The organism is Rhodovarius lipocyclicus, assembly GCF_009900765.1.
Lineage (GTDB): Bacteria > Pseudomonadota > Alphaproteobacteria > Acetobacterales > Acetobacteraceae > Rhodovarius > Rhodovarius lipocyclicus.
Genome location: NZ_JAAABL010000040.1, coordinates 20,707 through 32,632, shown reverse-complemented (window position 1 = coordinate 32,632; position 11,926 = coordinate 20,707). Strand labels below are relative to the sequence as shown.

The following is an 11,926-nucleotide window of genomic DNA, read 5'->3' as shown; positions in this document are numbered from 1 at the left end:
TAAGCCAAGGCGGCGGATGCCGCCGCCCGGCGCTTGAGGGGCAAAAAATTGCCAAGCGCCCGAACGGGCGCCGCCGGTAGTCCGGCGTAAGCCAAGGCGGCGGATGCCGCCGCCCGGCGCTTGAGGGGCAAAAAATTGCCAAGCGCCCGAACGGGCGCCGCCGGTAGTCCGGCGTAAGCCAAGGCGGCGGATGCCGCCGCCCGGCGCTTGAGGGCGGAAAAAATCCGCCGGCTGCCGAAGGCAGCCGGAGGGTTCAGGCTTCCACCTGCTCCACGGCCACCACTTCGGGAATGTAGTGGCGCAGCATGTTCTCCACCCCATGCTTCAGCGTGGCGCGGGAGGACGGGCAGCCAGAGCACGCGCCCTGCATCTTCAGTTTCACCACACCGTCACGGAAGCCGCGGAACACGATGTCGCCGCCGTCACCGGCCACCGCCGGGCGCACGCGCGTGTCCAGCAGGTCCTTGATGATGGCCACGACCTCGGCGTCGGCGGGGTCGATGTCCTCGGCGGTGCCGGGGTCGGCCTCGCCCTCGATCACCGGCAGGCCGGCCATGAAATGGGCCATGATGGCGGCCAGCACGGCCGGGCGCAGCTCACGCCAATCGGTCATGCCGTCCTTGGTCACGGTCACGAAATCGCCGCCCAGGAAGATGCGGGACACGCCGTCCAGCGCGAACAGCCGGGTGGCCAGCGGGCTGCGCACCGCATCCTCGGCCGAGGCGAAATCGGCCGTGCCCAGCGCCCCCATCACATCCTGGCCCGGCAGGAACTTCAGCGTGGCGGGGTTGGGGGTGCCTTCGGTCTCGATGAACATGCGTCAGCCCTCGGGGTCTATTCCAGACCGCATTTGGTCTGTTTCCGCCGCGCCCGCAAGGGCCGGGCGCGGCGCACGGCCTGCGGGGGGCACGGGGCAGCCTTGCCGTGGCCGCCCGGACACAGCCTTGACCCCGTTTCGCTGCGCTGCCACACGATCACTCGCACCGTCGGGGCTACATTCCCTGGGGAGCCATTCCGGGGTGCTCCCGGGGCAGCGACAAGAGGCCGAACCAAAGCCATGCGCGATAAGGGCGAATATCTCTTCACGTCGGAGAGCGTCTCCGAAGGCCATCCTGACAAGGTGGCGGACCGGATCAGCGACACCGTTCTGGACACCTTCCTGGAAGCCGATCCCTACGCGCGCGTCGCGTGTGAGACCCTGGTGACCACCAACCGCATCATCATCGCCGGCGAGACGCGCGGCCCGGGCAGCATCACGTCCGAGCTGCTGCTGCACAACGCCCGCATGGCGGTGCGCGACATCGGCTATGAGCAGGAAGGCTTCCATTGGGCCAACGCCCATGTCGAATGCCACCTGCATGCCCAGTCCGAGCACATCGCACAGGGCGTGGACGCGGCCGGCAACAAGGACGAAGGCGCCGGCGACCAGGGCATCATGTTCGGTTACGCCTGCACCGAGACGCCCGACCTGATGCCCGCCCCGCTGTACTACGCGCACCTGATCCTGCGCCGCATCAGCGAGCTGCGCCGCAATGGCGACCTGTCCGTGAAGGGCCTGCTGCCCGACGCGAAGAGCCAGGTGACCCTGCGCTATATCGACGGCAAGCCGGTCGGCGCCACCTCCATCGTGCTGTCCACCCAGCATGAGGAAGGTCTGGACCAGGCCCAGATCAAGGCGATGGTGAAGCCGCTGATCGAGAGCAGCCTGCCCGCCGGCTGGATGCCCGCCGACAGCGAGCTGTACGTGAACCCCACCGGGACCTTCGTGATCGGCGGCCCCGATGGCGATTGCGGCCTGACCGGGCGCAAGATCATCGTGGACACCTACGGCGGCGCGGCCCCGCATGGCGGCGGCGCGTTCTCCGGCAAGGACCCCACCAAGGTGGACCGTTCGGCCGCCTATGCCGCGCGCTATGTCGCCAAGAACGTCGTGGCCGCCGGTCTGGCCGAGAAGTGCACGATCCAGGTCAGCTACGCCATCGGCGTGGCCAAGCCCCTGTCGGTCTATTTCGACCTGCACGGCACGGCCAAGGACGTGGACGAGGAGAAGCTGGCGAAGGTGGTGCAGGAGCTGATCAACCTGTCCCCGCGCGGCATCCGTGAGCACCTGCACCTGAACCGCCCGATCTATGTCCCCACCTCCAGCTACGGCCATTTCGGCCGCACGCCGGACTTGGAGAAGGGCACCTTCACCTGGGAGAAGACCGACCTGGTGGATGAGCTGAAGCGCGCCTTCGGCCGCTGATTCTGGCCTGGGGTTACGTTGCTGGCTGCGCGAGGGCGAGGCATGGCATGCCTCGCCCTTATTCTTGTCTTGCAGAACCCGTTTGAGTTATAGAATCCAACCCTGAGGTTAGGATGTATTTCTCATGGCTGCGCAACTAAGCTCTGCTCTGGAATTCTTGGACTTGGACGGATGCTGGGCAGTTACATATCATTACACAAAAATTCCTGATGACAGCCCAGTCAATCATCTCTTCGCGGTACCGCTTCAAGCTTTTTTGGCGGTTCGCTGTGGTACTTTGGTTGGGCAGGACGCCATTGGTGGGATCTGGACAGGAAATTTATCGTGGCAGGCTGACGATAAAATCATAGCTGATTTCACCGTGACTCCCGGTTCGCATATGCCCATATGGCAAGTGCGGGATGATGGAACGCTCGTTTCGGGTCCGGTGCATTACCGTTTGTCGTTAGACGTGATTTCCGTGCCTCCACTTTTGGTGATAAAGGGGCGTAGAGACGCGGGTCCCTATCGTATTGAGGGACGGATGGAATTGAGGGATCGGTTCGATGGCGCTGATTTCCGACCTTAAGAATGCTACTGACGTTCAATTTGGATCGGCAGTCAAACTTGCTGAAATTGCGCAAGAATTGAACGCTCTGCGCATAGACCTTGAGAGTAAGGGGTGCATTGACGATGCGCGCCTTCTGAAGGGCGTAATTCAGGATTTATTGAATGAGGGCGAAAGCCTAACCCAGAACGCACGTCGAGTTGGTCGAGGTGTTGTAGATGCTATGCGCTTAACGTGGTAGGGTTTGATGAGGACTCCGCAAGAATTGCGGCGCTAAAAGAGCTTGCTACGGATGAGCGCAGGCAGTTCGATGAAAATGTAGGAAAAGCCCGAGAAGAAGACGAAAGTCGAAAATTCATAACTAGAATTGTGCTTTGGTCGTGGGTTGTTTCTTTGGTGGTAGCCACTTTTGTGAAAATATTTTTCCAGGAATCTTTTGCCGACGTGGCAGACCTAATTAAAACGGCTGTGTTGCCCTTGGTTACATTAGTTCTTGGTTATTATTTGAGCAGAGTTCGGTAATTTGGAATTCCCCACCTCGATACCAAATCGCCTGTATGGCCGCCGCCGTGGCCACAAGCTGCGCCCGAGGCAGGAACTGCTGCTGACCGAGGCCCTGCCGCGCATGCGCTTCGCGGGTCTGGATTTCGCGGCGGGTGCCAGCCAGACTTGGCTGGAGGTCGGCTTCGGCGGCGGCGAGCACACGCTGGCCCTGATGGCCGCCAACCCCGACACCGCCATCATCGCCAGCGAAGTATATGAGCACGGCCTGTGCTCCCTGCTGACGCAGATCATCCCGGACGGGCAGGAAGCCACCGCCCCCATCCCCGCCCGCCTGCGCCTGTGGCCGGAGGACGCGCGCGCCCTGCTGCTGTCCCTGCCGGAGGCCAGCCTGGACCGGATGTTCCTGATGTTCCCGGACCCCTGGCCCAAGGCGCGCCACACCAAGCGCCGCTTCGTGCACCCCGAGATCCTGCCCATCGTCGCCCGCGTGCTGAAGCCGGGCGCCATCTGGCGCATCGCCTCCGACGACCCGACCTATCAGGGCTGGGTGGAGGAAGTGCTGCGCCCCTCGCCCCTGTTCCGGGGCGCGGAGCCCGCACGCGCCCGCCCGCCCGGCTGGCCGCCGACGCGGTATGAGGCGAAGGCGATCGAGGCGGGCCGCACGCCCCTATACTGGGAGTGGGTGCGGGTATAGCGTCACCAACAGTTCACGGGTGCCGTGGCCGAGGTTTTGCCCGCGGATGCGCGCAAATGCCTGATTTTGCGGCGCAGCATCCTGATTTCGCCATATCACCCTTGCAACCAAGGGCTGCCGTGGTTTTGCCATCATGCTTATGTTAACGACCGCCGCCATAGACATGCGCGGCGGCGTCTGCCGCAGACAGGAATGAAAGGGCCGGGCCACCGCAAGGCGAGTCCGGGTTGAAGAATGGCCGGAGTGGACATCCTCGCGAGCGCGATGACGGGCGGCAACGCTGCCTATCTCGCTGACCTCTACGCGCGCTGGGTGGAAAAACCCGACAGCGTGGATGCCTCCTTCGCGGAGCTGTTCGCCGCGATGGGCGATGATGCCCATGCCGTGATGCAGGACGCCCTGGGCGCTTCCTGGCGGCCCCGCGCCCGCGGCGGCTTCGCCCCCGAGGAGCCGGTGCCCCCCGCCGCGAAGGACGCCAAGGGTGCCAAGGGCGGCAAGCCCGCCGCCGCCCCGGCCCCCGCCGCCGACCCCGAGGCCATCCGCCGCGCCCAGCTGGACAGCATCCGCGCCCTGATGCTGATCCGCAGCTATCGCGTCCGCGGCCATCTGGAAGCCCAGCTGGACCCGCTGGGCCTGCATGTGCCCAAGCCCCACCCGGAGCTTTCGCCGGAATTCTGGGGCTTCGGCCCGGCCGACATGGACCGCCCCATCTTCATCGATGGCGTGCTGGGCCTGGAGACCGCCTCCGTCCGCCAGATCCTGCAGGTGGTGCGCGCCACCTATTGCGGCCCGATCGGCGTGGAGTTCATGCACATCCAGGACCCCGGCCAGAAGGCCTGGATCCAGCAGCAGGTCGAGGGCGCGCCCTGGAACGGCGCCTTCGACAAGGCCGCCAAGCGCCACATCCTGACCCAGCTGACGGAGGCCGAGGGCTTCGAGGCGTTCTGCGCCAAGAAGTATGTCGGCACCAAGCGCTTCGGGCTTGAGGGCGGCGAGACCACCATCAACTCCGTCCAGACCGTGATCGAGACCGCCGCCGGCCTCGGCGTGAACGAGATCGCGATCGGCATGGCCCACCGTGGCCGCCTGAACGTCCTGGTGAACGTGGTGAAGAAGTCCTTCACCAAGGTGTTCAGCGAGTTCAAGGGCGCCAGCTACAAGCCCGACGACGTGCAGGGCTCGGGCGACGTGAAGTATCACCTCGGCACCAGCACCGATGTCGAGATCAACGGCCGCAAGGTCCATCTCTCGCTGCAGCCCAACCCCTCGCACCTGGAATGCGTGGACCCGGTGGTGGCCGGCAAGGTGCGCGCGCGCCAGGACATGGCGGGCGACGTGAAGGACCGCGGCACCGTCATGGGCATCCTGCTGCATGGCGACGCGGCCTTCGCCGGCCAGGGCGTGGTGTATGAGACGCTGGCGATGAGCCAGCTCGTCGGCTACCGCACCGGCGGCACGATCCATATCGTGACCAACAACCAGATCGGCTTCACCACCGTGCCGGCGCATGCCTATTCGGGCCTGTACTGCACCGATGTCGCCAAGAGCATCCAGGCGCCGATCCTGCACGTGAACGGCGACAACCCCGAAGCCGTGGTCTGGGCCAGCCGCCTGGCCGCCGAATACCGGCAGAAGTTCAAGGCCGACGTGGTGCTGGACATCGTCTGCTACCGCCGCCACGGCCACAACGAGAACGACGAGCCCGCCTTCACGCAGCCGGTCATGTACGCCCGCATCAAGGGGCTGAAGTCCACGCGCACCCTGTATGCCGAGCGCCTGGCGACCGAGGGCAGCATCCCGGCCGAGGAATCGAAGGCGATCCTCGACAGCTTCAACACGACGCTGGAGGAAGCCTTCCAGGCCTCCCAGGACTACAAGCCCAACAAGGCGGAGTGGCTGGAAGGCCATTGGACCGGCCTGAAGGCCGACAGCGGCGACGTGGAGCAGGAAGAGCCCACCGCCGTGTCGCTGGAAACCCTGCGCGAGGTGGGCGCGGGCCTGACCCGCGTGCCCGCCGACTTCGTGCTGAACCCCAAGATCGCCCGCCAGATGGAGGCCAAGAAGGCCTCCATCGACACCGGCGAGGGGCTGGACTGGGCGACCGGCGAGGCGCTGGCCTTCGGCACGCTGCTGCTGGAAGGCCACCGCGTGCGGCTTTCGGGTGAGGACGTGCAGCGCGGCACCTTCAGCCACCGCCACTGCGTGCTGGTGGACCAGAAGACGCAGACCGAATACGCGCCGCTGAACTACCTCAAGGAAGGCCAGCCGAAGTTCGAGGCCTTCAACTCCCTGCTCTCCGAGTTCGGCGTGCTGGGCTTCGACTACGGCTACTCGCTGGCCGACCCCAACTCCCTGGTGCTGTGGGAAGGCCAGTTCGGTGACTTCGCGAACGGCGCCCAGGTCATCATCGACCAGTTCATCGCCAGCGCGGAAACCAAGTGGCTGCGCATGTCGGGCCTGGTGATGCTGCTGCCGCATGGCTACGAAGGCCAGGGCCCCGAGCATTCCTCGGCGCGCCTGGAGCGCTATCTGCAGCTGTGCGCGGAACGCAACATGCGGGTGTGCAACTTCACCACCCCCGCCAACTACTTCCACGCGCTGCGCCGCCAGCTGAAGGCGAACTATCGCAAGCCGCTGATCGTGATGTCGCCGAAGTCGCTGCTGCGGCACAAGCTGGCGGTGTCCTCGCTGGCGGAATTCGGCCCCGGCACCTCCTTCCGCCACGTGATCCCCGAGATCGACGCGATCGCGCCCGAGGAGAATGTGAAGCGCGTCGTGCTCTGCACCGGCAAGGTCTACTACGACCTGCTGCAGGCCCGCCGCGACGCCAAGGTGCAGGATGTGGCGCTGGTGCGCGTGGAGCAGATGTTCCCGTTCCCGGCGAAGTCCCTGGCGGCCACCCTCGCGCCCTACAAGAACGCGGAAGTGGTGTGGTGCCAGGAGGAGCCTGAGAACATGGGCGCCTGGACCTTCCTCGACCGCAAGATCGAGAAGGTGCTGCTGAAGCTGGACATCAAGGCCAAGCGCCCCGGCTACATCGGCCGCGAGGAAGCCGCGAGCCCGGCCACCGGCCTGGCGAAGGTGCACGCCGCCGAACAGGATACCCTGGTGAAGCAGGCTCTCGGCCTGTAAAACGCCGCCAACGAGACGAGGCTAGAGACTGATGACCGAGATCCTGGTGCCCACCCTGGGCGAGAGTGTCAGCACGGCTACCGTGGCGCGCTGGTTGAAGCAGGCCGGTGAGGCCGTGGCCGCCGACGAGCCGCTGGTTGAGCTGGAGACCGACAAGGTCACCGTCGAGGTGAACGCGCCGGCCGCCGGCGTGCTGGAAGCCATCGCGGCCGCCGAGGGCGCCGAGGTCGAGCCCGGCGCCGTGCTGGGCAGCATCGCCGAGGGTGCCGGCAACGCCGCGGCCAAGCCCGTCGGCACCGCCGGCGGTTCCGTGACGGGTGCGGCCACCGCCGCCGCCCCGCCGCCGGCCCCGGCCCCCGTGCCGGCCGCGCCCGCCCCGGCGCCCGCTGCCGCCTCGGCCCACGCGCCGCTGCCGGCCGCCGCCAAGCTGATGGCTGAGAACAACATCACCCCGGGCCAGATCGGCCCCGGCTCGGCCAAGGATGGCCGGGTGGCGAAGGGCGATGTGCTGTCCTTCCTGGCCAACCCGCCGGCCGCCGCCGCTTCCGCCCCCGCCGCCAAGGCCGCCCGCGTGCTGCTGCCCGGCGAGGAGCGCGTGAAGATGACCAAGCTGCGCGCGACCATCGCGCGCCGCCTGAAGGAAGCGCAGAACACCGCCGCCATGCTGACCACCTTCAACGAGGTGGACATGGGTGCCGCGATGGCTCTCCGCGCCGAATACAAGGAAGCCTTCGAGAAGAAGCACGGCACGCGGCTGGGCTTCATGTCCTTCTTCGTGCGGGCCTGCGTGGTCGCGCTGAAGGAATTCCCGGCGGTCAACGCCGAGATCGACGGCGACAGCGTGGTCTACAAGAACTTCGTCAACATGGGCGTGGCCGTGGGTGGCCCGAACGGCCTGGTCGTGCCCGTGGTGAAGAACGCCGACCAGCTGTCCTTCGCCGGGATCGAGAAGACAATCTCCGATTTCGGCAAGCGGGTGCGTGACGGCCAGCTGAAGCTGGAGGAGATGGCGGGCGGCAGCTTCACCATCACCAATGGCGGCGTGTATGGCAGCCTGATGTCCACCCCCATCCTGAACCCGCCGCAGTCCGGCATCCTGGGCATGCACAAGATCCAGGAACGCCCGATGGCCGTGGGCGGCAAGGTGGAAATCCGCCCGATGATGTACCTTGCCCTCAGCTACGATCACCGCATCGTGGACGGCAAGGAAGCCGTGAGCTTCCTGGTGCGGGTCAAGGAGTGCATCGAAGACCCGCGCCGCCTGATCCTGGACATCTGAACCAAGGCAGGGCCGGAACCCACCGGCCCGCCACCGCTCGGCAAGGGTCCGCTTTCGGCGGGCCCTTTCTCGCGGATTGGGGCATCACTCTTTCACACGGATACACGCCCATGCGCTCGCGCGAAGGCCAGCTCAGCGACAACCGACCCATCCCGCGCAACCGGCTGGAGAAGGAAAAGCAGCTGAGGGACCTCAAGGAGGTCTATACCAACCTCAAGCCGCACACCTCGCCGGAACTGCGTGGCTCGATCGCCACCAAGATCCGCGAGCTGATCGAGGAACTGAAGCAGCCCGCGCCGCCGCCGCGTGAGGAACGCGGCCCGCGCCGGCCGCCGCGCCGGGAACCGCGCAAGTTCTGAAGAGGTTGGGGAGGCGCCGCCTCCCCAAACCCCTGCGGGAAGTTTGGGGTGGGTTCACCCCGCCCCGCCCATCTCCCTTCGTGCCCCCAGCCTGGTCTCCCCTTCTTCCACCGGCTGGTCCACGTCGATGCTCACCACCACCGACATCCCCGGGCTGACCAGCCCCGCCATCGGCTGGCCCGGGTCGATCGCGATCCGCACCGGCAGGCGTTGCGCCACCTTGGTGAAGTTGCCGGTCGCGTTGTCGGCCCGGATCACGCTGAATTCCGACCCCGCCGCCGGCGAGAACCGTTCCACATGCCCGCTGAGCGCCAGCCCCCCCAGCGCGTCCACGCGCAGGGTGGCGGCCTGGCCCGGGTGCATGCCGGCGATCTGGTTTTCCTTGTAGTTCGCGATCACCCACACCTGGTCTGGCACCAGGGCGGTCAGCTGCGTGCCGGGGGCCACGTATTGGCCCAGCCGCGCGCCGATCTCGCCCAGGCGGCCGTCGCGCGGGGCGACGACGCGGGTGTTGCCCAGGTCGATTTCCGCCAGGTGCACGGCGGCCTCGGCGCCACGGATGGTGGCTTCCAGGTTCGGGCGCAGCCCCAGGGTTTCGGCCAGGGCGCGCTCGGCCACCAGATGCGCGGCGCGGGCCTGTTCCAGCCCGACCTCGGCCTGGCGTTCGGCCGCGCGCAGGTCATCCCCGCGTGAGCGGGACTGCACATTGCTTTCCAGCAGCGGGATGACGCGGCGCAGGTCCAGCTGGGCCTTGGCCAGCACCACCTCGGCATTGTGGATCTGGGCGGTGGCGACGGCCACCGCGGCCTCCCGCGATTGGCGTTGCAGGTCCAGGCTGGCCAGTGCCGCGCGGGCGGCGGCGAGGCTGGCCTGCGCCTGGTCCAGCCGGGCGCGATAGCTGCGGTCGTCGATCCGCGCGATCAGGTCGCCCGCGCGGATCTCCGCATAGTCCTGCACCGGGATCTCGACGATATAGCCCGCCACCTGCGGGCTGATGGTGGTGACGGCGCCGCGCACATAGGCGTTGTCCGTGATCTGCACCGAGGAGGTGAAGGGCGGCAGCCCCCAGGCATGCAGCGCGAATAGCGCCCCCGCAAGGCCGCAGCCCAGCACGGGCAGGATGGTGAGGAGGAAACGTTTCATGGGTCAGGCTGTCTTGTGGGGGGCGGCGGCGCGCAGGGCGGCCATCGCCCGGTGAAGGAGCAGGGCGAGCAGCATCAGCAAGGCGGCCGCGGCCACGGCGAGGAACAGGTCGTTGTAGGCCAGCACATAGGCCTCCCGCGTCGCGAGCTGGCCGAGGCGGGCCAGCCCCTGGGCATCGCGCTGGGCGGTGTCCTCCAGCACGGGGCGCAGGCCGGCGCCGTATTGCTGCACGCGCAGCGCGATGTTGGGGTTCTGCAGGGTCAGGCTGGCCACGATGTGGCTGGAATGGAACTTCTCCCGGATCGTGACGAAGGTGCCGAGCACGGCGGACCCGATCTGCTGGCCCAGCACCTGGGAGGCGAGGAACAGCGCCAGGTAGCTCATCAGGAAGCGCGGGCCGGTGCGGAACACCCAGGCCAGGCTCCAGGCCATGGCGGCGGGCAGGAACAGGGCGGTGCCGAAGGCGATCAGCCCCTGCGGCAGGTAGAATTCCGGCGGGCGGGTCAGGCTGGTGGAGAAGCTTTCCATCCAGGCGCCGAGCGCGATGCAGGCCAGCCCCACGGCATGCAGCGCCGGCGCGCGTTGCGGCGCGACCAGCACGCAGCTGATGGCCGTGCCCGCCAGCGTGCCGGCGATGATGGCCATCTGCATGCCCTGCATGTTCTCGTTCAGCAGGCCCAGATTCTGGAAGAAGCCGACCGCGCCGGTCACGGGCTCCGCCATCACGAAGCGCGCGGCCAGCATGGTGGCGGTGAACAGCAGCATGGTGGGCTGGGCCATCCAGCGCAGTTCCAGCATGGGCTGGGCGCGGTTCAGTTCGATGGCGGCGGCGCTGGCCAGCAGCATCACCGCCCCCGCCAGGCACCAGCCCAGCCACGGGGCCTCGAACCACCAGTACAGCCGCCCCAGGCTGAGCACGAGGCTGAGCAGCCCCATCCCCAGCATCAGCATCGGGAAGCTGATGGCATCGGGCAGGCCGAACACCTTGCTGCGCGGGTTGGGCGGCAGGCGCAGCATCAGCACGATGGCCAGGCTGAGCAGGGCCAGGCCGCATTCCAGCGTGTTCAGACCCTCCCACCCCGCATGGTCCAGGACGTGCGGCGAGAGCAGCCGCGCCAGCGGCGGGGCGATCTGGGAGCCGAGCAGCCCCACGCTGAGCCCGACCGAGAGCTTGAAGCGCTGCGCCAGCACGCTGACGGTATAGAGGAAGGCGAGGGTGCTGAGGGGCGCCGCCGCGAAGCCCGCCGCCGCGCGCAGGGCGACCATGCTGGGGAAGTCCCGCACCAGCGGGTGCAGCAGGGACAGGGCGGCGAACAGGGCCAGCCCGGCCTCGGTGAACACGCGCAGGCCGAACTGGGTGCGCACCTTGTACAGCAGCAGGGTGGCGGTGATGTTGGTGGCGGTATAGGCGGCGGTCAGCCACTGCGCCTCATTCGCCGTGACCAGGAACTGCCCCTGGATGGCCTGGGCGTTGCTGGCGACGAACTGGTTGCCCAGCCCCTGGGTCAGGCCCAGCGTCAGGGCGGCCGCGATGTGCAGGGCGACACGGAGCGGCCCTGGTGGCGGGGGCTCGCTCACGCCCCTTCCTCAAGCTGCTCGGCGATGCCGCGCAGCACCTCGGTCGCCAGGGCCAGCTTGTCGGGCGGGACATGGCGCAGCACGCGGTGCGCCTCGGCGGCGAAGGCGGCTTCCAGCTCATCCACCATCGGCAGGGCGGCGGGGGACAGGATCAGGCGGTTGGCGCGGCGGTTGCCCTCGATGGGTTCGCGGCGGATCAGGCCCTGTTCCTCCAGCGCGTCCAGGATGCGCACCATGGTGGGGTGTTCGACCATCAGCTGCTCGGTCAGCTCGCGCTGGGTCATGCCCTCCGGCCGGCGGGCGAGATAGACGAGGGCGCGGGCGCGCACCAGGGTCTGGCCCTGGGCCTTCAGCTCCGCATCGAAGCGGGTGCGCCAGCGCAGGGTCACGCGGCGGAGCTGGTCGATGAAGAAGGCCTCGGGGTTCATGCGGGCAATATATGTAG

Annotated in this window: 10 protein-coding genes; 6 read left to right on the top strand and 4 right to left on the bottom strand. The window is 67.3% G+C overall.

Annotation, left to right across the window (positions count from 1 at the left end; all coding sequences use genetic code 11):
• Positions 1–253 precede the first annotated feature (253 nt).
• Positions 254–817, bottom strand: coding sequence for a NifU family protein (locus GT007_RS18505; protein ID WP_160123145.1), 564 nt, complete (start codon positions 815–817; stop codon positions 254–256).
• Between the two features lie 240 nt (positions 818–1,057).
• Here GT007_RS18505 and metK point away from each other — a divergent pair, with 240 nt between their 5' ends.
• The 6 genes from metK (at position 1,058) to GT007_RS18475 (ending at position 8,760) form a co-directional block, all read left to right on the top strand.
• Positions 1,058–2,245, top strand: a complete 1,188-nt coding sequence (gene metK / locus GT007_RS18500; RefSeq protein WP_160123144.1) for a methionine adenosyltransferase — start codon at positions 1,058–1,060, stop codon at positions 2,243–2,245.
• 545 nt (positions 2,246–2,790) lie between these two features.
• Positions 2,791–3,033 carry a hypothetical protein gene (locus GT007_RS18495; protein ID WP_160123143.1) on the top strand — a complete coding sequence of 81 codons (243 nt, stop codon included), beginning with the start codon at positions 2,791–2,793 and terminating at the stop codon, positions 3,031–3,033.
• A gap of 282 nt (positions 3,034–3,315) precedes the next feature.
• Entirely contained in the window at positions 3,316–3,990 is a 675-nt protein-coding gene (gene trmB, locus GT007_RS18490; protein WP_160123142.1) for a tRNA (guanine(46)-N(7))-methyltransferase TrmB, read from the top strand.
• Positions 3,991–4,224: 234 nt separating this feature from the next.
• Positions 4,225–7,122: a 2-oxoglutarate dehydrogenase E1 component gene (locus tag GT007_RS18485; protein WP_160123141.1), complete on the top strand. Its 2,898-nt coding sequence runs from the start codon at positions 4,225–4,227 to the stop codon at positions 7,120–7,122.
• 28 nt (positions 7,123–7,150) lie between these two features.
• Positions 7,151–8,401, top strand: a complete 1,251-nt coding sequence (gene odhB, locus GT007_RS18480; RefSeq protein WP_160123148.1) for a 2-oxoglutarate dehydrogenase complex dihydrolipoyllysine-residue succinyltransferase — start codon at positions 7,151–7,153, stop codon at positions 8,399–8,401.
• A 110-nt stretch (positions 8,402–8,511) separates the two neighbouring features.
• Complete coding sequence (locus GT007_RS18475; protein WP_160123140.1) at positions 8,512–8,760, top strand: hypothetical protein; 249 nt, start codon at positions 8,512–8,514, stop codon at positions 8,758–8,760.
• A 54-nt stretch (positions 8,761–8,814) separates the two neighbouring features.
• Here GT007_RS18475 and GT007_RS18470 read toward each other — a convergent pair whose 3' ends face one another.
• Genes GT007_RS18470 through GT007_RS18460 form a run of 3 tightly spaced genes read right to left on the bottom strand, consistent with a single transcriptional unit; the run spans position 8,815 to position 11,909 of the window.
• Entirely contained in the window at positions 8,815–9,903 is a 1,089-nt protein-coding gene (locus GT007_RS18470; protein WP_160123139.1) for an HlyD family secretion protein, read from the bottom strand.
• A gap of 3 nt (positions 9,904–9,906) precedes the next feature.
• On the bottom strand, positions 9,907–11,481 hold the full coding sequence (locus GT007_RS18465; protein WP_160123138.1) for an MFS transporter: 1,575 nt from the start codon (positions 11,479–11,481) through the stop codon (positions 9,907–9,909).
• Positions 11,478–11,909 carry a MarR family winged helix-turn-helix transcriptional regulator gene (locus GT007_RS18460; protein WP_160123137.1) on the bottom strand — a complete coding sequence of 144 codons (432 nt, stop codon included), beginning with the start codon at positions 11,907–11,909 and terminating at the stop codon, positions 11,478–11,480. The genes GT007_RS18465 and GT007_RS18460 overlap by 4 nt, the downstream gene beginning before the upstream one ends.
• Positions 11,910–11,926: the final 17 nt, after the last annotated feature.

Excerpts from the sequence above, each read along its gene's own strand:
- GT007_RS18485 (WP_160123141.1), top strand. The coding sequence starts at position 4,225 with ATGGCCGGAGTGGACATCCTCGCGAGCGCGATGACGGGCGGCAACGCT.
- GT007_RS18470 (WP_160123139.1), bottom strand. The coding sequence starts at position 9,903 with ATGAAACGTTTCCTCCTCACCATCCTGCCCGTGCTGGGCTGCGGCCTT.
- GT007_RS18475 (WP_160123140.1), top strand. The coding sequence starts at position 8,512 with ATGCGCTCGCGCGAAGGCCAGCTCAGCGACAACCGACCCATCCCGCGC.
- GT007_RS18460 (WP_160123137.1), bottom strand. The coding sequence starts at position 11,909 with ATGAACCCCGAGGCCTTCTTCATCGACCAGCTCCGCCGCGTGACCCTG.
- GT007_RS18495 (WP_160123143.1), top strand. The coding sequence starts at position 2,791 with ATGGCGCTGATTTCCGACCTTAAGAATGCTACTGACGTTCAATTTGGA.
- GT007_RS18505 (WP_160123145.1), bottom strand. The coding sequence starts at position 817 with ATGTTCATCGAGACCGAAGGCACCCCCAACCCCGCCACGCTGAAGTTC.
- metK (WP_160123144.1), top strand. The coding sequence starts at position 1,058 with ATGCGCGATAAGGGCGAATATCTCTTCACGTCGGAGAGCGTCTCCGAA.